Source organism: Erythrobacter oryzae (assembly GCF_030271515.1).
Taxonomy (GTDB): domain Bacteria; phylum Pseudomonadota; class Alphaproteobacteria; order Sphingomonadales; family Sphingomonadaceae; genus Erythrobacter; species Erythrobacter oryzae.
This window is the reverse complement of sequence record NZ_JASCXI010000004.1, coordinates 638,385-660,012: the sequence shown is the minus strand read 5'-3', so window position 1 is coordinate 660,012 and position 21,628 is coordinate 638,385. Positions and strand designations below refer to the sequence as shown.

Sequence of the window (21,628 nt, the reverse complement as noted above, 5' to 3'; positions counted from 1 at the left end):
CGAGCCTAGCCTCCCCGATACGCCAAGCCAAGCGGGCCGGATGACCACCTTGGCGGTGCCGATGACAAGAAAGGAGCCAGCCCATGCCCACCGGTCGCTGCCATTGCGGGGCCTGCGCCTATTCCTTCGACGACGCGCCGACCCGCGCCTCGGTGTGCCACTGCGCGGACTGCCGCCGCTGCGCCGGTGCGCAAGGCGTGGCGTGGCTGGCGGTGCCGAGCGGGGCCTTCCGGCTGGCCCAAGGGGAGCCCGCGATCTACCGCTCCTCGCCCGGCACCGAGCGCCACTTCTGCGGTGCTTGCGGCTCGGGGCTCTTCTATATCAACGAGGAGGTGCTGCCCGGCATCGTCGACATCCAGATCGGCACGCTCGACGATCCCGATGCCTTCCCGCCCGCCGCCTTGATCCAGATGGCCGACGCGCCCGCGTGGGTGGAGACGCTCCACACGCTGCCGAAGTTCGACCGCTTCCCCGGCTGAGCGGGTTACTCCGCTGCCTCGGCCGTCAGATCGTCCTCGCGCCGCTCGCTCGCCTGGCGGTTCCACATCTCGGCATAGAGCCCGCCGTGCGCGATCAGGGCCGCGTGGTCGCCGCTCTCGACCAGCCGGCCGTGATCGAGGACGAGGATGCTGTCAGCGTCGGCAATGGTCGAGAGCCGGTGCGCGATGGCAATGGTGGTGCGGCCCTTGGCGATGCGCCTGAGGGTGCCAAGAATCTCCTGTTCGGTGCGCGTGTCCAAAGCGCTGGTCGCCTCGTCGAGCAGCAGGATCGGCGGGTTCTTGACCAGCGTGCGGGCGATGGCGACGCGCTGCTTCTCCCCGCCCGACAGCTTCAGGCCCCGCTCGCCCACCATCGTCTCGAACCGGTCGGGCAGGCGGTCGATCAGCGGGGTGAGCGCGGCATCACGTGCGGCCTGCTCGACCAGCGCCATGTCAGCGCCTTCGGCTCCATAGGCGATATTATAGGCGAGGTTCTCGTTGAATAGCACCGAATCCTGCGGAACGATGCCGATGGCGGCGCGCAGCGAGGTCTGCGTGACCTGCGTGATGTCCTCGCCGCCCACCAGCACCCGGCCCGAAAGCGGATCGTAGAAGCGGAACAAGAGCCGCCCGATGGTGCTCTTGCCCGCGCCCGAGGGGCCGACGATCGCGGTGGTGCTCCCGGCGGGCACTTCGAAGGATAGGCCATTGAGGATCGTGCGCCCCGGATCATAGCCGAAGGTCACGTTGTCGAACACCACCGTGGGGCGCTGGACGATCAGCGCGGGTGCGCCGGGCTTGTCCTTCACTTCGATATCGGTGTCGATCAGGCGGAACATCTCGGCCATGTCGATCAGGCCCTGACGGATGGTGCGATAGACCCACCCCAACACGTCCAAGGGACGGAACAGCTGGATCAGATAGGTATTGACCAGCACCAGATCGCCCACGGTCAGCTGGCCCCGGCTCCAGCCCCACACCGTATAGGCCATCGCGCCCGCCACCAGCGCATTGGTGATCGCGCCCTGCGCCATGTTGAGCAGGCCCACCGAGTTTTCCGACTTGATCGCCGCCTCGGCATAGGCGCGGGCGGCGTGGCTGTAGCGCGCCTCCTCGCGCGCTTCGGCGCCGAAATACTTCACCGTCTCATAATTCAGCAGCGAATCCACCGCGCGGTGCAGCGCCTTGCCGTCGAGATCGTTCATCTCGCGCCGCAGCTTGGTGCGCCATTCGGTGATCGCGCGCGTCACCCAGACATAGGCGACCACAGTGAGGGCCGTCGCCGCGACCAGCTCGATCCCGAAATTGAGGTAGAAGATCACCCCCACCGCGATCAGTTCGATGATGGTCGGCGCGATGTTGAACAACAGGAAATAGAGCATCTGGTCGATGCTCTTGGTCCCGCGCTCGATGATCTTGGTGACCTCGCCGGTGCGGCGGGCGAGGTGGAACCGGAGCGAGAGGCGGTGGAGGCGCTGGAACACATCCTCGGCCAGATGCAGCGTCGCGACCTGCCCGACCCGCTCGAAGGCGATGTTGCGGAAATTGTCGAAGGCGACCGAAGTGAAGCGCCCCAGCGCATAGGCCGCCACCAGCGCCAGCGCGACCGTCACGCCCTCGCGCGCCGTCCCGCTCATGGCATCGACCGCGCCCTTGTAGGCGAAGGGCAGCGCCAGCGTGACCGCCTTGGCGGCCAGCACCAGCGCCATCGCGATGACGATGCGGGTGCGCAGGCCCGGATTGTCCTTCGGCCAGAGATAGGGAAGGAAGCGCTTCAGCGTCGGCCAGCTCTCCGCATCGCGCGCGCGAGTCTTCTTATGGGGATCGGCGGCAGAGGCGGTTTCGGGTGGCATGGCCCCCAAGTGGGCGTCGCGGGGCGATCCCGCAAGGCGCGGCAGCTAGAACCGTGCGCGGTAGCTTTCGCCGCGCTGCGCTGCACGCAGGGCGCGCGCGATGTCGGCGGGGACATCGAAGGCGATCCGCTTGCGCCCGAAATCGATCGCCACGCGGTCGAACAGCGAGAGGTGCTGCATCCCGATCGAGAGCACCGGCTCCTCGTGGAAGCCGAGCGCCTCGAAGGCCGGGGCATCGGCGAAGGTCAGCGGCACATCGGTGAGCGAGAGACCCTCGATGGTGAGGCTGCGCACCACGGCAAGTTCGCCCATGATCTCTACCCCGTTGACGTCGGTGGTCACAACATCCTGCGCGCGGCGGGCGCGGATCTTCTCGCGCAGCGCGAGGTTGCCGAGGCTCGCCTGCGCGCCGGTATCGATGATGACCGTGGCGCGCACGCCCTCGACCAGCGCATCGGTGATCAGCAGCTGGCCGAGCCGGCTGCGCGCGCGCACGATGATCTCGAACCCGCCGCGGCCTTCCTTCTCGCGCGCGTCCTCGACGCTGATGGTGGCCTTGCGGAAATCGAGGAGCACGCGGAAGTCCTGGAGCGCGTCGAGGCCGATGATCCCGTCCGCCCCCACGTGCGCGCGCTCGAGCACCGGGGCGGCGAAGTTGGTGTAGCTGTTCGCGCCGAACTCGATGCGCCCGACATTGGCGAGCTCGACCTGGCGGCGGCTGGCCATGCCGACGAGGGTGGCGGTGCCGGCGGGGGAGAGCCCGGCGATGTCGCGGATCTCGCGGGTGATCGCGGTCGCCTGGCTGCCGGTGTCGATCATGAAGGCAAACGGCCCGGTGCCCTCGACCGTGACGGGGAGAGTGAGGCGGCGGTAGCGTTCCTCTTCCAGTGCGAGCGTCTCGGCGGCGGGATCGACGATACCGGCGGTGGCGCCGTTCGGGGCAGGCGCGGGGGGAGTTGGCGGCAACTCGGGGCTTGCCGCGGCGGGGGCAGCGAGGCTCGCCAGCGCGAGGGCGGCAAGGGTGCGTGGCGCTTTCATGGCTTCTCCCGTGCGGCAGGAAGATGGCGATCCTGTCCGCAGGCGCGATCCTACCATTCTTCGGGAACGGGCCCAAGGCGGCGTTGATTCGGGGAATCGCGAGATTCGAAAGGGGCCGGTCAGGGTGAATCGCGGAATGGCGGGTGGTCGGCGGGGTGAAAGGGGGGCGGAAGGGGTGATTCAGGCCCCGATTCACCCGGATTCGGCCGTCAGAAGGGGGCCATTTACCCCATCCGGAGGGCCGAAATGGGGGCGAATGTAGGCAAAAAATGGCGGAATTCTGCGGTTCTTGCGCCCCTGTGAAATAAAATTGCAAAAAGGCGTTGACCGAATCAGGAAGCGCTCATAGATGGGCTCCACCGACGCGGCGCTGACGGCTTCCACCGCCACCGCAACAACGCTTCGGTCGCCAACAAATTCGGATAGCCGGTCCCCCGGTGTAAATCGGGGAACCAAGCGCTGTCCGCTATTACTGTCTGGCGGCTCTTTGACATCGTTGGTTTTTGATGAAGGGACATGTGGGCGACGGCGCCCGGTCCGGGGACCTCAAGGCTCCGGTAACCGGTTAACTCAAGCCGATCGCCACATCCGATCGCGGGCTCCACGCCTGCCCGGATGGCAAGCATGTTCATTCGTATCCATTACGTTTGACAGTGCAGGTATCGGCTCCTTGCAGCTCATGCCAGTCTGGCGGATGGGGTTTTCCCCATGCCTGATTGGTGTGTGACACAACTTGAGAGTTTGATCCTGGCTCAGAACGAACGCTGGCGGCATGCCTAACACATGCAAGTCGAACGAGACCTTCGGGTCTAGTGGCGCACGGGTGCGTAACGCGTGGGAACCTGCCCTTAGGTTCGGAATAACTCAGAGAAATTTGAGCTAATACCGGATAATGTCTTCGGACCAAAGATTTATCGCCTTTGGATGGGCCCGCGTTGGATTAGCTAGTTGGTGGGGTAAAGGCCTACCAAGGCGACGATCCATAGCTGGTCTGAGAGGATGATCAGCCACACTGGGACTGAGACACGGCCCAGACTCCTACGGGAGGCAGCAGTGGGGAATATTGGACAATGGGCGAAAGCCTGATCCAGCAATGCCGCGTGAGTGATGAAGGCCTTAGGGTTGTAAAGCTCTTTTACCCGAGATGATAATGACAGTATCGGGAGAATAAGCTCCGGCTAACTCCGTGCCAGCAGCCGCGGTAATACGGAGGGAGCTAGCGTTGTTCGGAATTACTGGGCGTAAAGCGCACGTAGGCGGCTTTTTAAGTCAGGGGTGAAATCCCGGGGCTCAACCCCGGAACTGCCCTTGAAACTGGGAAGCTAGAATCTTGGAGAGGCGAGTGGAATTCCGAGTGTAGAGGTGAAATTCGTAGATATTCGGAAGAACACCAGTGGCGAAGGCGACTCGCTGGACAAGTATTGACGCTGAGGTGCGAAAGCGTGGGGAGCAAACAGGATTAGATACCCTGGTAGTCCACGCCGTAAACGATGATAACTAGCTGTCCGGGTTCATGGAACTTGGGTGGCGCAGCTAACGCATTAAGTTATCCGCCTGGGGAGTACGGTCGCAAGATTAAAACTCAAAGGAATTGACGGGGGCCTGCACAAGCGGTGGAGCATGTGGTTTAATTCGAAGCAACGCGCAGAACCTTACCAGCCTTTGACATCCTAGGACGACTTCTGGAGACAGATTTCTTCCCTTCGGGGACCTAGTGACAGGTGCTGCATGGCTGTCGTCAGCTCGTGTCGTGAGATGTTGGGTTAAGTCCCGCAACGAGCGCAACCCTCGTCCTTAGTTGCCATCATTAAGTTGGGCACTTTAAGGAAACTGCCGGTGATAAGCCGGAGGAAGGTGGGGATGACGTCAAGTCCTCATGGCCCTTACAGGCTGGGCTACACACGTGCTACAATGGCATCTACAGTGGGCAGCTATTCCGCAAGGATGCGCTAATCTCCAAAAGATGTCTCAGTTCGGATTGTCCTCTGCAACTCGAGGGCATGAAGGCGGAATCGCTAGTAATCGCGGATCAGCATGCCGCGGTGAATACGTTCCCAGGCCTTGTACACACCGCCCGTCACACCATGGGAGTTGGATTCACCCGAAGGCAGTGCGCTAACCGCAAGGAGGCAGCTGACCACGGTGGGTTCAGCGACTGGGGTGAAGTCGTAACAAGGTAGCCGTAGGGGAACCTGCGGCTGGATCACCTCCTTTCTAAGGATACTTGCGAAAGCGCCTGAGCTAGGCTCGGGAAGTGCTTCGCGGTCTTCCAAAGAACATTGCCGTCGTCCTCATGTCCTTTCATCAATCGGAATACAGCGCGCCACTGGTGCGTTGTGTGCCTTCGCCGGCTCACGCCCTCGCGGCAGCCTGTTCCTTCGGGGATGGCGGCCGGTCGCAGTGGAGTGGGCCTGTAGCTCAGTTGGTTAGAGCGCACCCCTGATAAGGGTGAGGTCAGAGGTTCAAATCCTCTCAGGCCCACCATTGTCTGCGCGGGGCCTTAGCTCAGCTGGGAGAGCGGTTGCTTTGCAAGCATCAGGTCATCGGTTCGATCCCGATAGGCTCCACCAGGCACTTCAAAATTCCGATGGATGAAACGAAACCAGATCCTGCTTCGGCAGGTCAGGCGATCGTGCTGATTAGTCAGCGTCGCCGTTCTTTGACATTGTGAATGGGTTTTTAAATCGATGCCGTGGCGCATGGATTGTAACGGACAGGGTTCGCCCTGTGCCGACGATCGTGCATCACAAATCAATCAAATTGATTATCTGGCTGAGATAATTCTCCCACCATCTTCAAGCGCTCGGGCTTTTATGCAGGCCTGACGTTGATGGTGTGGATTCTCAAGCGTGAGGTAAGAGCATTTGGTGGATGCCTTGGCATGTACAGGCGATGAAGGACGTGGCACGCTGCGATAAGCGTCGGGGAGTTGTGAGCAAACTTTGATCCGGCGATTTCCGAATGGGGAAACCCACCTTCACCATTTCTTCCAGTTGGCTTTCGGGCCAGCCGGGCGAGGTGGATAAGGTATCACCGAGCTGAATATATAGGCTTGGTGAAGCGAACCCGGGGAACTGAAACATCTCAGTACCCGGAGGAAAAGACATCAACAGAGATTCCCGTAGTAGTGGCGAGCGAACCGGGACCAGGCCAGTGCCTTCTTTTCAACTAGCAGAACACTCTGGAAAGTGTGACCATAGCGGGTGACAGTCCCGTATGCGAAAGTGATGAAGAAGGACTTGAGTAGGGCGGGACACGTGAAATCCTGTCTGAACATAGGGGGACCACCCTCTAAGCCTAAATACTCGTACATGACCGATAGCGAACACAGTACCGTGAGGGAAAGGTGAAAAGCACCCCGATTAGGGGAGTGAAACAGTACCTGAAACCGGATGCTTACAAGCAGTTGGAGCCCCATAGGGGGTGACAGCGTACCTCTTGCATAATGGGTCAGTGACTTAATCTAGCATGCGAGCTTAAGCCGTTAGGTGTAGGCGAAGCGAAAGCGAGTCTGAATAGGGCGACTGAGTATGTTGGATTAGACCCGAAACCCGGCGATCTAGGCATGAGCAGATTGAAGGTGCGGTAACACGCACTGGAGGATCGAACCGTTGCATGTTGAAAAATGCTCGGATGACTTGTGTTTAGGGGTGAAAGGCCAATCAAGCCGGGAAATAGCTGGTTCTCCGCGAAATCTATTGAGGTAGAGCGTCAGATGTATGCCGATGGGGGTAGAGCACTGGATGGGCTAGGGCTGCGCGAGCGGTACCAAACCTAACCAAACTCCGAATACCATCGAGTCTTGTCTGGCAGACAGACGGCGGGTGCTAAGGTCCGTCGTCAAAAGGGAAACAGCCCTAACCTACAGCTAAGGTCCCCAAGTCATATCTAAGTGGGAAAGCATGTGGGAATCCCAAAACAACCAGGAGGTTGGCTTAGAAGCAGCCATCCTTTAAAGAAAGCGTAACAGCTCACTGGTCTAAATAAGGGTTCCTGCGGCGAAGATGTAACGGGGCTAAAGATATGCACCGAAGCTTAGGGTTGCAGTTTACTGCAGCGGTAGCGGAGCGTTCCGTAAGCGAGTGAAGGAGAAGGGTAACCGACTCTGGACGTATCGGAAGTGCGAATGCTGACATGAGTAGCGACTAACAGGGTGAGATACCCTGTCGCCGAAAGACCAAGGGTTCCTACGCAATGCTAATCAGCGTAGGGTGAGCCGGCCCCTAAGACGAGCCCGAAGGGGGTAGTCGATGGGAACCACGTTAATATTCGTGGGCCTGGTGGTGTGTGACGGATCTCGTAAATTGTTCGACCTTATTGGATTGGTCGGGCGGTGAAGAGGTTCCAGGAAATAGCCCCACCGTATAGACCGTACCCGAAACCGACACAGGTGGTCAGGTAGAGTATACCAAGGCGCTTGAGAGAAGTATCCTGAAGGAACTCGGCAAATTGCCTCCGTACCTTCGGAAGAAGGAGGCCCCATCTTAAGGCAACTTTTGGTGGGGGGCACAGGCCAGGGGGTAGCGACTGTTTATCAAAAACACAGGACTCTGCTAAGTCGGCTTCAAGACGACGTATAGGGTCTGACGCCTGCCCGGTGCTCGAAGGTTAAGAGGAGGAGTGCAAGCTCCGAATTGAAGCCCGAGTAAACGGCGGCCGTAACTATAACGGTCCTAAGGTAGCGAAATTCCTTGTCGGGTAAGTTCCGACCTGCACGAATGGCGTAACGACTTCCCCACTGTCTCCAGGATATGCTCAGCGAAATTGAATTCTCCGTGAAGATGCGGAGTACCCGCGGTTAGACGGAAAGACCCCGTGCACCTTTACTGCAGCTTCAGAGTGGCATTAGGAAAGAGTTGTGTAGCATAGGTGGGAGGCTTTGAAGTGACGGCGCCAGCTGTCATGGAGCCATAGGTGAAATACCACCCTGCTGTTTTCTGATGTCTAACCACGCACCGTTATCCGGTGTTGGGACCCTCTGTGGCGGGTAGTTTGACTGGGGCGGTCGCCTCCTAAAGAGTAACGGAGGCGCGCGATGGTAGGCTCAGGACGGTTGGAAACCGTCTGTTAGAGTGCAATGGCATAAGCCTGCCTGACTGCGAGACTGACGAGTCGAGCAGAGACGAAAGTCGGTCATAGTGATCCGGTGGTCCCTCGTGGAAGGGCCATCGCTCAACGGATAAAAGGTACGCCGGGGATAACAGGCTGATGATTCCCAAGAGCTCATATCGACGGAATCGTTTGGCACCTCGATGTCGGCTCATCACATCCTGGGGCTGGAGCAGGTCCCAAGGGTTTGGCTGTTCGCCAATTAAAGTGGTACGTGAGCTGGGTTCAGAACGTCGCGAGACAGTTTGGTCCCTATCTGCCGTGGGCGTCGATACTTGAAAGGAGTTGCCCCTAGTACGAGAGGACCGGGGTGAACGTACCTCTGGTGTACCTGTCATTCTGCCAAGAGTGCCGCAGGGTAGCTATGTACGGACGGGATAACCGCTGAAAGCATCTAAGCGGGAAGCCTCCCTTGAGATTAGGTATCTTTGAACCGTGATAGACCATCACGTTGATAGGCCGGGTGTGGAAGTGCAGTAATGTATGGAGCTAACCGGTCCTAATAGTTCATATCGCGCTTGAGAGTCTGCACTATCAACGTCAGCCCTGCCTCGGCAGTGCGCGTTGGTGGAGAATGCTCCAGCCAGATACGCCCTTAATCACTCATACCCATGAGTGTGCATCGATTTAAAACCCGCATCCACTGGTCCCATTGCTTGGTGGCCATAGCGTCTGTGACCCACCCGATCCCATCTCGAACTCGGCCGTGAAACCAGACAGCGCCGATGGTACTAACGCTCAAGCGTTGGAAGAGTAGGTCGTCGCCAGGCATTGCGACCAGTGGGAGCGGGGTTGACCCATTCACAAGTCAACAGGGCTGACCCGCAAGGGCGGCCCTTTTGGCGTCTTTGAGGCCTTCGGCCTCTCGACGCTTCGGTATCGCGGGATGGAGCAGCCCGGTAGCTCGTCAGGCTCATAACCTGAAGGTCGTTGGTTCAAATCCAACTCCCGCAACCACCGTTTGAAACCCACCACAGATCAACGCAAACTACGCCCGCAGCCTCGCTGCCGGGCGCAATCGGCGTCTGGTTTGCCAGCGTGAGGGTCACGATGGAAGGCGCCGCCTCCCTCCCCATCAGCCGGATCAACAACGCTTTCCCCAATGCCTCACGCGTCGACCGTGAACGACCGCACATGAAGATCAGGCGTGCCCGCCTCTCATTGCTATAGGCTCGCGAGCGAACGCGTCGCCCGACGGACCATGGTCACCCGAGTCTGTGCCCGTCCCTGCTTGTCCCCGCCTGCATTTGCGCAATCCCCGCAAGAATGCGCAATCGTGGCCAACGACAGACATGGCGCCGGAAATGTATGCTTGCCCCATTCGGAAAAGTGACCGCAAGCGACATGACGCAAGCACAAGGCGACAGGACTTCGGGAGGGGGTCAGCAGCCCGCTGCAATCGGGAAACCGCGCCTCCCCTGGGCCTAGCGGATATGCCTGATCGGAGAGGCCAATGCTGAAACTCCAATTCCTCCCGATTGTCGCTCTCGCGCCGATCGCGATCGCAATTGCACCGTTTTTGCCAAGGAGATCCCGCAAATGGATGCTGCCATTACTGAGCCCCAGACCTTTTCCGCTGACCTCGATGGCCAGACGGTCGCTTATCTGAAGGCCGGTCACGGGCCCGCCCTGGTGATCATTCATGGGCTGGGCGGGCACAAGGAGGACTTCGGGCAGGTCGTCCAGCTGCTTGGCCCCCATTACACGGTTTACGCACCGGACATGCTTGGCTTCGGCGGTTCGTCGCGGGACGCGCCGTCGGTCGGTCCCAACGCGCAGGCCGCGATGGTGAGGGCCCTGCTCGATCACGAGGGCATTGCGCACGCTCACATCGCAGGCAATTCCGCCGGGGGCTGGGCTGCGGCGGTATTTGCCCAGAGTTACCCTGAGCGCATCGGCAAACTCGCGCTGATCGACGTCGCCGGTCTGAGTGTCACCTTGTCCGGCCCGCCGCCGGTCAATTTCGCTCCGGACACGGTCGAAGAGATGCATCAGCTGCTATCGGTGACGATCGCATCGCCCTTCGCGCAGACGCAGGACTTCGCGTCTCAGGCCCTTGCCGCCTTCAAGGCTAGCGGCGAGGCCGCTTCCCTCGGCAAACTGTTTGCCGGTTTCTCGGCGCCCGATAACGCCGACCCGGTGCTCGACGACGTCCTGCCCAACGTCCACGCGCCGACGCTGGTGGTATGGGGCGAGAAGGACGGTCTGTTTCCCGCCGCGCTCGCCGATATGGTCGTCAGCCAATTGCCGCCCGGCGCAACCAAGGTCATTATCCCCGAAGCGAGCCACTTCTCGCAGATCGACGACCCGGACGCTCTGGCGCGCGCACTCGCCGACTTCTTCGGCTGAGGATCACGGTCAGGGCCGTCCAGGCGCAGCGCGCGTCCGGGGCAAGCGCGGGTCGCCTACCCCGCCCGCACCGTCCGCAGGAAGCCGCGCACCTGATCGCCGAGATGGGCGGCCTGCGCTTCCAGTTCGTTGGCGCTCAGCAGCACCTGCGAGGCGGCAGCACCGGTCGAGAGCGACAGCTGGCGCACGTCCTCGATATGCGCCGAGACCTTCTCGGTGCCGCGTGCGGCAAGGTCGATGCTCTGGGCGAGATCGCGGCCCGCCACGGACTGCTGGTCGACCGCCGTGGCAATGGAAACCGCCGTCGACTCAAGATCGCGCACCTGCCCGGCAATCGCCCGCAGCGCCTTCACTGAAGCGCCGGTGGTCGATTGCATCGCGCGGATCTGTTCGGCGACCTTTTCGGTGGCGCGGCTGGTCTGCATCGCGAGTTCCTTGACCTCGCTGGCGACGACCGCGAAGCCGCGACCCGCCTCGCCGCCGCGGGCGGCTTCGATCGAGGCGTTGAGGGCCAGCAGGTTGGTGCGCTGGGCGATGGTCTGGATCAGCTCGACGATCTGGCCCACCTCGTCCGCCGAGGCCGCGAGCGCCGAGATCGTCTCGTCCGCCTCGCCGGTGGCGACGGTCGCCAGACGCGCCAACTCGCTTGAGGAGGCCGCCTGCCGGCTGATCTCGCTGATCGAGAGCGCGAATTCGTCGCTCGCCGCGGCGGCTGCGGTGGCGCCGGCATTGGCTTCCTCCATCGAGGACGCGACTTCGCCAGTGCGGCGGCTCGCTTCCTCGGCGCTCTGGGCCATGCGGGTGGCGGTGGTGTGGAGCTGGCTCGAGGCTGCGGCGACGCCGCTCACCACATCGCCCACGGTGCGCTCGAACTGGCGCGCGACATCATCGAGCAGCGCCGCGCGCTTGGCTTCGGCCTCGACCCGCTCGCGCTCGCGCTCCTGCTGCAATTGCAGTTCCTGCTCGGCCCGTTCGGCCTTTTCGCGGGCGCGGTCTTCCATCCACTTGTTGGCGCGCTTGAACAGGTCGAGCGCGCGGACCATCTGGCCGATCTCGTCCTGGCGCTCGGCGCCGGCGATGGTGAAGTGCCGGTCGCCCGAGGCCAGCTGGTTCATGCCCCTCGCGATCTCGACGATCTTGCGCGAGAAATCGCGGCTGAGATAGGCAAGCCCGAGCAGCAGCACGGTGCCGCCCAGCGCGGCGAGGCCGGCGATGATCAGGATCATGTTGAAGAAATAGGCGATGCCGGTCGCTTCCTGCGTCTCGCCGCGCGCGGCAATGTCGGTGGCGAGGGTGCCGGCGGCGGTCATCACCGCGCTCGCCTGCTCGGCGACGCCGGTCACCAGCGCATCGCGGTCGGCGCCGCCCCGCACCTTGTCTGCGGCGCTGTCATAGGCGCTCTCCATCTGCGCGATCTCCTCGCGCACGGCCTTGACGCGCGGAGTGAGTTCGGGGGCTTCCTGCGCGACCGCCGCTTCGATCGCGGTGATCTGGGTGGTCACGGCGGTCTCGGCCGCGCGCTGCGCCTCGCGGGTAGCCTGGGCCGGACTATAGAGCGCGCGCACCGAATGGTAGCGCAGCTCGCCCGCCGCCATCTGCAACTGCCCGGCCGCCACCAGTGTCTCCTGCAGGCGCGCCGAGGCATTGTAGCGGTTCCACAGCTCGCCGAGCCCGAGGCCCAGCACCAGCACCATCAGCAGCCCGGCGGCGAGGAAGGTGCCGAACACGGCGTTGATCTTCTTCGCGAGGCTGAGGTTGCGGAACCATGCGAGGCGTTCGAGCAGCGAGACGCCGTCGGTTGCGGCGGCAGGGACGGCGGCGCTGTCCGCCGCGTCCTCGGCAAAGTCGTTTCTGAGTTCGCGCACGTATGAGGGGACCGCCATTTCCTCGGCCCGATCCTGCCAGCTCATCATGTTCATGCCGCTCGTCCCCCGAAGGTCATATGGCGGCATTGATGAAGGAAAATACTTTATGAAGGGTTGATCGCGGAGGATCGCCTAGGGGTTCAACCCGCCCGCACCCGCGCCAGGAAGCCCTGCACCTGGGCGCGCAAGGTGGCGGCCTGGCTTTCGAGGCTGGTGGCGCTGGAAAGCACCTGCGCCGCCGCCGCCCCGGTCGAGAGCGAAAGCTCGCGCACGGTGTCGACATGGCCCGCGACCTTCTCGGTCCCGCGTGCGGCGAGGTCGATCGAGCGGGCGAGATCGTGCCCTGCGACCGATTGCTGGTCGACCGCGCTGGCGATCGAGACCGCGGTGGTCTCGAGGCTTTCGATCTGCGCGGCGATGTCGCGCAGCGCGCTGACGCTGGCGCCGGTGGTCGATTGCATCGCGCGGATCTGCTCGGCGACCTGTTCGGTCGCGCGGCTGGTCTGGTTGGCGAGTTCCTTGACCTCGCTGGCGACCACGGCGAAGCCGCGCCCGGCCTCGCCGCCGCGCGCGGCCTCGATGCTGGCGTTCAATGCCAGCAGGTTGGTGCGCTGGGCGATGGTCTGGATCAGCTCGACGATCTGGCCGACTTCCTGTGCGCTCGCCGCAAGCGCGCCGATAGTGCTGTCGGCCTTGCGCGCCGAGACGCTGGCCTCGCGCGCGAGTTCGGCGGAGGATGCCGCCTGACGGCTGATCTCGCCGATCGACATGGCGAATTCGTCGCTCGCCGCGGCGGCGGCCGAGGCGCCGAGATTGGCTTCCTGCATCGCCGCGGCCGCCTCGCCGGTGCGGCTGCTGGCGTGCTCGGCGGTGTTCGCCATCAGCGTGGCGGTCGATTGCAGCTGGCTCGAGGCGGAGACCACCCCGGTGACGACTTCGCCGACGGTGCGTTCGAACTGGTCGGCGATGCCGGCGATCATGCGCTCGCGCTCGCGCCGCGCCTCTTCGGCGATGAGCTGCTGGCGGGCGTGCTCGTCAAGCTCGGCCTTGGCGCGTTCGGCGCGTTCGCGGCTGAGCTTTTCGAGGCGGAGCCCAGCGCGGTGGAACACTTCGGTGGCGCGCGCCATCTCGCCGATCTCGTCGGCGCGGTCCTTGCCGCTGATCGCGACATCGCGCTGGCCGGCGGCGATCGCGGTCATCTGCTGCGCCATCGCGGTGAGGGTCGCGCCGACGCTGCGGTTGAAATAGCGCTGGGCGAACAGCGTGATGAGCGTGAGGATGGTGGCAAGGCCGATCCACATCATCAGCAGCCGCGCAATCAGCGCCGCGCCGAGATCGGCGGCGGCGTCGGCGCGGGTGCCGAGCGCTGCGGCGAGGGCCTTGGCGGTGCCGGTCAGCTTGTCGCTGGTCGCGGCAAGGGCTTCGGCATCGCGCGGACGGTCGATCTGCCGCGCAAGGTCGGCCATGCCGGCGCGGATGTCGGCGAGCTGCTGCGCGCTGGCGGGGTCGGGGATGCCCTGCGCGAGCGCGGCGACGGTGGCCTCGGCGCTGGCGAGCGCCCGGCTGGCGGCGCGGGCGCGGGCGGGGTCGCCGGTCGCGGCCAGCAGTTCGGCGTGGCGCTGGCTTTCGCCGAGCTGCACCAGCAGGCGCTCGGCCTGCAAGGCTTCGGCGTGGGTGACGCGCACCCTCTCGCCGCGCTGGCCAAGCTCTATATAGCCCGCCACCACGAACAGCCCCGCGGCGAGCGCGAAGCCGAGGTTGATGCTGAAGAACAGCGTGATCTTGCCGCCGATCGAGAGCTGCGCGAACCAGCGCTGCCAGCGGCCGAGCCGGGTGGCGGGGGCGGCTTCGGGCGCGGCGGCCTGCGCTTCCATGTCGAGGGCAATGTCCTGAAGCGCGCTCATGCGGCCTTCCCGTCCTTGGTGTCAGCGTTCTGGGCGGCGATCAGCCGGTCGATCTCGGCGGCGGGGACGGCGCGGTGGTAGAGCCAGCCCTGGATCTGGTCGGCCCCGGCAAGACGCACGAGTTCGGCCTGTTCCTCGGTCTCGACCCCTTCCGCGGTCACCCCCATGTCGAGCGCGCGGGCAAGCGCGATGGAAGAGAGCATCATCGCCCGGCTGCCGTCATCGACGCCCGCCAGTTCGACCAGCGAGCGATCCAGCTTCAGCTTCTCGAAGCGGAAGCGCCGCAGGAAGCCGATCGAGGCGTAGCCGGTGCCGAAATCGTCGAGCACGATGCGCACGCCGAAGCTGCGGATCACGTCCAGAGTGCGTTCGGCCACCACGGGGTCGAGCACGAGGCAGGTCTCGGTCACTTCGAGTTCGAGCCGATGCGGCGGGAAGCCGGTCTCTTCCAGCACCTCGCCCAGTTTGATCGGGAATTCGGCATTGCGCAGCTGGGCGGCGGAGATGTTGACCGAAAGGGTGATGTCGCCCCAGCGGCCCGCGTCGCACACCGCCTGGCGCAGCACCCACTGCCCAAGCGGATTGATGAGCCCCGAATCCTCGGCCACCGGGATGAAGAGATTGGGGGTCAGCGGATCGCGATCCGGCCCGCGGTTCCAGCGCAGCAGTGCCTCCACCGCGACGATGCGCTTGTCATTGGCATCGACCAGCGGCTGGTAGGCGAGGCTGAATTCGCCCGCCGCGATCCCGCTGCGGATCTCGTCCTCGATCTCGCGCACCCGCTCGCGGCGGCGGTCGAAGCTTTCGTTGAACCATGTGCAGCGCATCTTGCCGCCGCGCTTGGACATGTCCATCGCCACATCCGCGCGGCGCAGCATCTCGGAGGAGGGGATGCGCAGGTCCGCGGTCGAGCGCGCAAGGCCGATGCTTGCGCCGACCGCGATGTGGCGGCCGCCGAGGGTCAGCGGCGTGCCGAGCTTCTCGAGCAGCGCGCGGCAGATGCCTTCGAGGATCGTGCCCGCGACCTTGCCCCCCATCACCGCCGCAAACTCGTCGCCGCCGAGGCGGTAGCAGCGCGCTTCCTTGCCGCAGACCTCGCGCAGCACCTGCGCACACAGGTCGATCAGCTGGTCGCCGACCGCGTGGCCATAGTGGTCGTTGACCTGCTTGAAGCTGTCGAGATCGATCATCGCCAGCGCCACCTCGTCCTCGCCGTGGCTCAGGAACTGCACGTCCTCGTGCAGCGCATGGCGGTTGGGCAGGCCGGTGAGCGGATCGACATGGGCGCGCTGTTCGAGACCGCGAATCGTCGCGATCCCGCTGCGCCCGAGGAAGAACAGCGTGGCGGCATAGATCAGGATCGCGGTGATGATCAGCGGCGCATGCGCGATCACCGCCCAGCGCCCGGTCAGCCCGATGGCAAAGCCCAGCCCCCCCGTCACGGCGCTCGCCACCCCGATCGGGATGAGCACCAGCCCGACGGGCGAGAGGTGCAGGGGTTGCTTGGCCTTGAACAAGAACAGGGTTTCCCGACAGGCGCGCGTGGAGCTTTGCGCGGTTTCCCGAACGTCCTAAACAGGAGCGGCTAATGAAGGGTAAAGCCGCGGCCACGCAGCCTGCCAAAAGTGCGAGATTTCAGGCGATCCTGCGCGCCATCGCGGGGACGGGAGCGGGGGCGAGCTCGAAGAAGCTTGCACGGCGCTGGGTCGGCACGAAGCGGTCGGTCTGGCCGACCACGGTCTCGCCCGCGCCGAGCATCAGGAACCCGTCGGGCATGACCGCGCGCGACAGGCGCTCGAAGGCCTCGTGGCGCACCTGGCGGTCGAAATAGAGCAGCACGTTGCGGCACAGCACCAGATCGAAGGGCAGGCGCGAGGGATGAGGGGCGGTCAGCAGGTTGCCCTGCGCGAAGCGGACCATGTCCTGCACCTCGCCGCGCACCTGCCAGCCGCGCGGGGTCTCGTCGAAATGGCGCAGCATCTGGGTGACGCCGAGGCCGCGCTGCACTTCGAACTGGCTGTAGAGCCCGCCGCGCGCGGTCGCGATCGCCCGGTGCGAGACGTCGGTGCCGATGATGTCGATCGTCCAGCCCTGCCAGCGCTCGGCCTGTTCGGCGAAGAGCATGGCGAGCGAATAGACCTCCTGCCCCGTCGAGCAGCCCGCCGACCAGATCGACAGGCGCTTCACGTCGCGGCGGCGCTGGGCAAGCTCGGGCAGGATTTCGCCTGGCAGCTGGTCGAAGGTCGGCTTGTCGCGGAAGAAATAGGTCTCGTTGTTGAGCAGCGCCTCGACCACTTCCTGCGCCAGCGCGTCCGAGCCGGGGTCGGCGAGCAGGCACACCAGCTGGTCGACATTGGAGATGCCGTGCTGGCGGAAGATCCCCGCCAGCGCCGAGTTCACGCGCCAGCGGCGGCTTTCGGTCAGGTGCTGGCCGGTGCGCGCTTCGAGCAGATCGGCGATGATCTGGTGGGAGGCTTCGCTCGCTTCCATCGCCGCTCTACTTGTGCACGGCGGTGGCGGGGACGGCAGCGGGCGCACTCGCCAGCGTCATCACCGCCTCGCCGATCCGGTCGGGGGTGGCGATGAAGCTCGCCAGCCCCGCGCGCGACACGGCGCCGGGCATGCCCCACACCGCGCTGCTGTCGGCGTCCTGCGCAAAGATCGTGCCGCCCGCCTCGACCAGCGCACCGGCGCCGAGCACCCCGTCGCGGCCCATGCCCGACAGGATCACCCCCAGCGCGCGACCCTCGCAGGCCTCGGCGAGGCTCGCCAGCATCGGGTCGACCGAGGGCAGGCAGCCGCTCGGCTGGGGTTCGGTGCTGATGCGGGTGACAAGCCCGCCCGATGCCTTGCGCTTGATCACGACATGGCCGTGGCCGGGTGCGATCAGGATGCGGCCCGGGGTGAGTATCAGCCCCTCGGCCGCGATCTCGGCGGGGCGCCCGCAGGCGGCCTCGATCTGGCGGGCGAAGACCGGCATGAAATTGGCGGGCAGGTGCTGGGTGATGACCAGCGGAATGTCGAAATCGGGCGCCAGCCGCCGCAGCATCAGGCCGAGCGCGTGGATGCCGCCGGTCGAGGCACCGATCGCGATCACCTCGGGGCGGCGGGTGCGGCGGACGAGGCCGGTGCGCACGAAGGAGGGCGCGGGTGCGGGAGCCTCCTCGGGTGCGGGGGTATCGGTGTCAGGAGCGGTGGCCGCGGCGGCGCGCGATCCCAGCGCGCGGATCTTGCCGAGCAGCGCGGCACGGTAATCCTCGGTGAACCCGCCCGGACGCGGCTTCAGCAGCGTGTCGGCGGCCCCCATCTGGAGTGCAGAGAGGGTATGCTCGGCCCCGTCGACCGTCAGCGAGGAGACCACCAGCACCTGCGGGCGGCCGGGGGTGGCCAGGATCGCGGGCAGCGCGCCGAGGCCGCCGATGCCGGGCATCTCGAGATCGAGCAGCACCACATCGGCAGGGGTTTCGGCCAGCTGGGCGATGGCGCGCTCGGCGCTCGAGGCGGTGCCGGCGATCACCAGCGCGGGGTCGCTTTCGACCATGCGCTTGAAGATCGTGCGCACCGTCAGCGAATCGTCGACGATCATCACCCGGATCGCAGGTGCGGCTCCGGAGCGGGGCGCGGGGCGATCAGACTCCCGCGGCAGCAGAGGGGCGGGGCGGCTCACGCAAACCCGACGAGCTGCAACTTGATCTGCAGCGTCTCGTGATCGAAGGGCTTCATCACATATTCGTCCGCCCCGGCCTGGATTGCCTGGCGGATGTGCGCGACGTCGTTCTCGGTGGTGCAGAACACGACCTTGGGCTTGTCGCCACCCGGGCGCTGGCGCAGCGCGACGAGGAATTCGATCCCCGTCATCACCGGCATGTTCCAGTCGAGCAGCACCACATCGGGCATCGCCGCATCGCAGGCATCCAGCGCCATCTTGCCGTTCTCGGCTTCCTCGACGGCGAATCCGAGCGTTTCGAGGATATGCCGCGAAACCTTGCGGATGACGCGGGAATCATCGACGATGAGACAAGTTTTCATGGGCGTTCCTGCGGTTGGTGCCGCGAAACTAAGGGTGATTTGGTAAGGATTGGATTAAGGCGCGGGGCGTTCTGTCCCGATTGTCGCGCGGTTTGCGCCCTCAGGCGGCCGCCTCGATGTCCTCGGGCCCGGCGAGCAGCGCGGGCAGGTCGATCAGCAGCGCGGGGCCGGCCATGGTCTCGATCATGCCGAGCGCGATGCGCGACCATTCGGCACCGAAGCCGCCGGGGATCTGCCCCACCTCGCCTGCGGCGGTGGTGATGTCCTCGATCCCGTCGACCAGCAGGGCGTAGGAATGGCCGCCCTCGGTGATGACCGCGGCGCGGTGGTCGGTGGGCCAGTCGCCCGCTACGCCAATCGCGCGGCGGCAGTCGATCACGGTCAGCGCCTGGCTGCGCAGCGCGGTGATGCCGGCGATCCACGCAGGCGCGCGCGGGATCGGGGTGATCGCGCCGGTCTCGATCACCGAGCGCACGTCGAGGGCCGAGAGCGCGCAGCGGCGACCGGCGATCTGGAGGATGACGAGCAGCTTGTCGGTCATGCGGCCTCTCCCGTGGCGGCGGCACGCGCGGCGGCATCGGCGGCCGCGGCGGCGAGCGCGGCGAGCAGGCCCTCGCGGTCGTAGCGGTAGATGGTCTGCGCGCCCGCGGGCGCCTCGGGCTGGTCGCGCAGGCGGATGACGCGCGGCGGCAGCGGGCGGCCGAGGGTCTCGGCGACTTCGTAGACGTCCTCGAACAGGATGCCGATGGCGGTCTCCCCGGCCTCGGCGGGGTCGACGATGTCGTAGCCTGCGGCGGTGACCAGGGGCCCAAGGATCGCGCGCGCCCACTCGCCCTCGGGCAGGGTGCAACGCGGGCGTTCGGCGGCCTGCGGGGCCTCGCCGTGGCGGGCGAAGAGTTCGTGCGCGTCGATCAGGGTGACGGGCGTGCCGCCGATCAGCGTCATCGCCTCGGCCAGCGGGTCCTCGGGGACGGGAGCGAGAGGCTGGGTGAGCTCCACCGCATCCTCGACCTCGCGCACCGCGTAGAGCAGCTCGCAGGCGCCGTCCGACAGGCGCAGCAGGCGGACCTTGGGCTGGGTGAGCGGGGTGTCGGGCAGGCCGATCAGCGGCAGGATCAGCCCGTCGATGACGACGCGCGGGCGCGCGGCGGAACGGTCGATCGCGGTGACCGGCGCGGTCTCGATGCGCTGCACCAGCTCCAATCGCACCGCCGAGCGGCGTCCGGCAAAATCGGTGAACAGCATCGCGCGGCTCGCATTGTCGGCGGCGGCGTCCGCCTCCTCGGCGAGCGGGCCGAGCACGCGGGTGCGGGTGTCGGACACCAGCGCGTGCTGCGCGGCGATATTGGCGACGTCGAGCAGCAGCACCGGGGTGCCGTCGTCGAGCAGGGTCGAACCGGCGTAGAGCCCCGACCGCATCACCGCCGGCGCGAGCGGCTTGACCACCAGATCGCCGTGATTGTGGATGCCCTCGACCGCGAGCGCGAAAAGATCGCCGCTGGCAAGGCGCAGCATGACGAGCGTCGGCTCCTTCGCCGCTTCGCCGTCGGTCAGGCCCAGCACCTCGCCCAGCATCAGGCAGGGAACGCGCTGCCCGCGGAAGGTGACCAGCGCGGTCTCGCCCAGCCGGGTGAGATCGAGCGCGCGGGCCGAGCCCTGCACGATTTCCTCGACATAGCTCTGCGGGATCGCGAAGCGCTGCCCGCCCGCATCGACCGTCAGCCCGGCGATGATGCTGAGCGTGAGCGGGATCTGGAGCGTGAAGGTAGTGCCCTCGCCGGGGACGCTTGCGACCTTGATGCTGCCGCCGACCTTCTCGAGGTTCTGGCGCACCACATCGAGCCCCACGCCGCGGCCCGAGACGTTGCTGACGGTCTCGGCGGTGGAGAAGCCGGGCTCGAAGATGAGGTTGAGGATCTTGTCGCGCCCCATCGCGCCGCGCTCGGCGGCGGTGACGAGGCCGGTGGCGACCGCCTTGGCGGCGATGCGTTCCTCGTCCAGCCCGCGCCCGTCATCGGCGAGCACGATCGAGATGGTGTTGCCCGATTGCCGCGCGGCGATGGCGAGGAGGCCGATCTCGCGCTTGCCTTGGGCAAGGCGGGCCGAGGGCGTCTCGATCCCGTGGTCGATGGCGTTGCGAATGATGTGGGTGAGCGGATCGCGGATCGTCTCGATCATCTCGCGGTCCAATTCCACGTCGCCGCCGTCGAGATCGACCATCACCTGCTTGCCGAGTTCGGCGGAAAGGTCGCGGACGAGGCGGGGGAGGGCGCCGAACAGGGTCTCGATCCGCTGCATCCGCATCCGCGTGATCGCGTCGCGCACGTCGGAGAGGATGGTGGTGAGGCGCTCGAAGGGGCCGTCGATGGTCGGCTGGTTGCCCGCCTGCCTGAGCCGGTGCGCGAGATCGTTGCGCGCCAGCACCATGTCGGACACGCCGCTCATCACCCGGTCGAGCAGTTCGACGGGCAGGCGGATGGTGCGCTGGTCGGAGCGGCGGAAGGTCGCGGTCTGCTCCTCGCCAGCACCGAGCTGGGCGGCGGCGGGAGCGTGGAGCGGGGTGTCGGCAGGCGCTTCGGGCGCGCCGTCGAGTGCGGCGATCAGCGCGTCGTCACCGCCCTCGGGGAAGTCTTCACCGGCCTCGATGGCGTCGATCATCGCCGCAATCCGGTCGATGATCGCGAGCACGCCGGTGACCAGCGCGGCGTCCGCCTCGCGCCGCCCCGCGCGGCAATCGGCGAGCGCGTCCTCGGCGGCGTGGCTGAGGCTGGCGAGGCGCGGGAAGTCGAAGAAGCCGCAATTGCCCTTCACCGTGTGGACGAAGCGGAAGATCGCATCGAGCCGCGCGCGGTCGGCCGGATCGGCTTCCCAGGCGACGAGTTCGCCGCCGGTGGCCTCCAGCATCTCGCGGGTCTCGGCGATGAATTCCGCCAGCAGGTCGTCCATGGGTGTGCGCGCCCTCAATCGCGTGTGCGTGAGAGGCTATGCGGCAGAGTTGGTTA

Annotated in this window: 12 protein-coding genes, 3 tRNA genes and 3 rRNA genes; 8 read left to right on the top strand and 10 right to left on the bottom strand. The window is 65.3% G+C overall.

The genetic code is table 11. From position 1 onward, the window contains the following. The first annotated feature begins 83 nt into the window (after positions 1–83). A complete protein-coding gene (locus PFX90_RS15715; protein WP_285713575.1) occupies positions 84–479 on the top strand; it encodes a GFA family protein in 396 nt (131 codons plus the stop codon). Between the two features lie 5 nt (positions 480–484). Here PFX90_RS15715 and PFX90_RS15710 read toward each other — a convergent pair whose 3' ends face one another. Further along, positions 485–2,332, bottom strand: coding sequence for an ABCB family ABC transporter ATP-binding protein/permease (locus PFX90_RS15710; RefSeq protein WP_285713574.1), 1,848 nt, complete (start codon positions 2,330–2,332; stop codon positions 485–487). 45 nt (positions 2,333–2,377) lie between these two features. Then, positions 2,378–3,370 carry a retroviral-like aspartic protease family protein gene (locus PFX90_RS15705; protein ID WP_285713573.1) on the bottom strand — a complete coding sequence of 331 codons (993 nt, stop codon included), beginning with the start codon at positions 3,368–3,370 and terminating at the stop codon, positions 2,378–2,380. 729 nt (positions 3,371–4,099) lie between these two features. Here PFX90_RS15705 and PFX90_RS15700 point away from each other — a divergent pair. The 7 genes from PFX90_RS15700 (at position 4,100) to PFX90_RS15670 (ending at position 10,828) form a co-directional block, all read left to right on the top strand. Next, a 16S ribosomal RNA gene (locus tag PFX90_RS15700) occupies positions 4,100–5,584 on the top strand. Positions 5,585–5,777: 193 nt separating this feature from the next. Continuing rightward, positions 5,778–5,854, top strand: a tRNA-Ile gene (locus PFX90_RS15695). A 10-nt stretch (positions 5,855–5,864) separates the two neighbouring features. Next, positions 5,865–5,940 (top strand) — tRNA-Ala (locus PFX90_RS15690). Positions 5,941–6,214: 274 nt separating this feature from the next. Further along, a 23S ribosomal RNA gene (locus PFX90_RS15685) occupies positions 6,215–9,002 on the top strand. 132 nt (positions 9,003–9,134) lie between these two features. Next, positions 9,135–9,249 (top strand): 5S ribosomal RNA (gene rrf / locus PFX90_RS15680). Together the 16S, 23S and 5S rRNA genes with 3 tRNA genes alongside form the textbook arrangement of a ribosomal RNA operon. Before the next feature lie 110 nt (positions 9,250–9,359). Continuing rightward, positions 9,360–9,436 (top strand) — tRNA-Met (locus tag PFX90_RS15675). Positions 9,437–10,018: 582 nt separating this feature from the next. Further along, a complete protein-coding gene (locus PFX90_RS15670) occupies positions 10,019–10,828 on the top strand; it encodes an alpha/beta fold hydrolase (RefSeq protein ID WP_285713572.1) in 810 nt (269 codons plus the stop codon). Between the two features lie 56 nt (positions 10,829–10,884). On the opposite strand, the gene PFX90_RS15665 is transcribed toward PFX90_RS15670, so the two are convergent. From PFX90_RS15665 to PFX90_RS15630, 8 genes are all read right to left on the bottom strand, one after another. Continuing rightward, a complete protein-coding gene (locus PFX90_RS15665; RefSeq protein WP_285713571.1) occupies positions 10,885–12,747 on the bottom strand; it encodes a methyl-accepting chemotaxis protein in 1,863 nt (620 codons plus the stop codon). Between the two features lie 86 nt (positions 12,748–12,833). After that, positions 12,834–14,597 (bottom strand): methyl-accepting chemotaxis protein, encoded by a 1,764-nt coding sequence (locus PFX90_RS15660; protein ID WP_285713569.1) that lies wholly within the window; start codon positions 14,595–14,597, stop codon positions 12,834–12,836. Continuing rightward, the gene (locus tag PFX90_RS15655; RefSeq protein WP_285713567.1) at positions 14,594–16,114 is read right to left on the bottom strand and encodes a putative bifunctional diguanylate cyclase/phosphodiesterase; all 1,521 of its coding nucleotides are present in this window, start codon (positions 16,112–16,114) and stop codon (positions 14,594–14,596) included. Before PFX90_RS15655 ends, PFX90_RS15660 begins: the two co-directional genes overlap by 4 nt. A 118-nt stretch (positions 16,115–16,232) precedes the next feature. After that, the gene (locus PFX90_RS15650) at positions 16,233–17,087 is read right to left on the bottom strand and encodes a CheR family methyltransferase (protein WP_285713566.1); all 855 of its coding nucleotides are present in this window, start codon (positions 17,085–17,087) and stop codon (positions 16,233–16,235) included. Between the two features lie 7 nt (positions 17,088–17,094). Beyond that, on the bottom strand, positions 17,095–18,183 hold the full coding sequence (cheB, locus tag PFX90_RS15645; RefSeq protein ID WP_285713565.1) for a chemotaxis-specific protein-glutamate methyltransferase CheB: 1,089 nt from the start codon (positions 18,181–18,183) through the stop codon (positions 17,095–17,097). A gap of 77 nt (positions 18,184–18,260) precedes the next feature. Then, positions 18,261–18,626 carry a response regulator gene (locus PFX90_RS15640; RefSeq protein ID WP_073973303.1) on the bottom strand — a complete coding sequence of 122 codons (366 nt, stop codon included), beginning with the start codon at positions 18,624–18,626 and terminating at the stop codon, positions 18,261–18,263. Positions 18,627–18,726: 100 nt separating this feature from the next. Continuing rightward, positions 18,727–19,167 carry a chemotaxis protein CheW gene (locus tag PFX90_RS15635; protein WP_285713564.1) on the bottom strand — a complete coding sequence of 147 codons (441 nt, stop codon included), beginning with the start codon at positions 19,165–19,167 and terminating at the stop codon, positions 18,727–18,729. Then, positions 19,164–21,572: a chemotaxis protein CheA gene (locus PFX90_RS15630; RefSeq protein ID WP_285713562.1), complete on the bottom strand. Its 2,409-nt coding sequence runs from the start codon at positions 21,570–21,572 to the stop codon at positions 19,164–19,166. Before PFX90_RS15630 ends, PFX90_RS15635 begins: the two co-directional genes overlap by 4 nt. Positions 21,573–21,628 lie beyond the last annotated feature (56 nt).

What these genes read in the sequence shown, in the direction of transcription:
- PFX90_RS15705 (WP_285713573.1), bottom strand. Translation starts at nt 3,370, where the DNA reads ATGAAAGCGCCACGCACCCTTGCCGCCCTCGCGCTGGCGAGCCTCGCT.
- PFX90_RS15635 (WP_285713564.1), bottom strand. Translation starts at nt 19,167, where the DNA reads ATGACCGACAAGCTGCTCGTCATCCTCCAGATCGCCGGTCGCCGCTGC.
- PFX90_RS15670 (WP_285713572.1), top strand. Translation starts at nt 10,019, where the DNA reads ATGGATGCTGCCATTACTGAGCCCCAGACCTTTTCCGCTGACCTCGAT.
- PFX90_RS15660 (WP_285713569.1), bottom strand. Translation starts at nt 14,597, where the DNA reads ATGAGCGCGCTTCAGGACATTGCCCTCGACATGGAAGCGCAGGCCGCC.
- PFX90_RS15710 (WP_285713574.1), bottom strand. Translation starts at nt 2,332, where the DNA reads ATGCCACCCGAAACCGCCTCTGCCGCCGATCCCCATAAGAAGACTCGC.
- PFX90_RS15650 (WP_285713566.1), bottom strand. Translation starts at nt 17,087, where the DNA reads ATGGAAGCGAGCGAAGCCTCCCACCAGATCATCGCCGATCTGCTCGAA.
- PFX90_RS15630 (WP_285713562.1), bottom strand. Translation starts at nt 21,572, where the DNA reads ATGGACGACCTGCTGGCGGAATTCATCGCCGAGACCCGCGAGATGCTG.
- cheB (WP_285713565.1), bottom strand. Translation starts at nt 18,183, where the DNA reads ATGATCGTCGACGATTCGCTGACGGTGCGCACGATCTTCAAGCGCATG.
- PFX90_RS15665 (WP_285713571.1), bottom strand. Translation starts at nt 12,747, where the DNA reads ATGAACATGATGAGCTGGCAGGATCGGGCCGAGGAAATGGCGGTCCCC.
- PFX90_RS15715 (WP_285713575.1), top strand. Translation starts at nt 84, where the DNA reads ATGCCCACCGGTCGCTGCCATTGCGGGGCCTGCGCCTATTCCTTCGAC.
- PFX90_RS15640 (WP_073973303.1), bottom strand. Translation starts at nt 18,626, where the DNA reads ATGAAAACTTGTCTCATCGTCGATGATTCCCGCGTCATCCGCAAGGTT.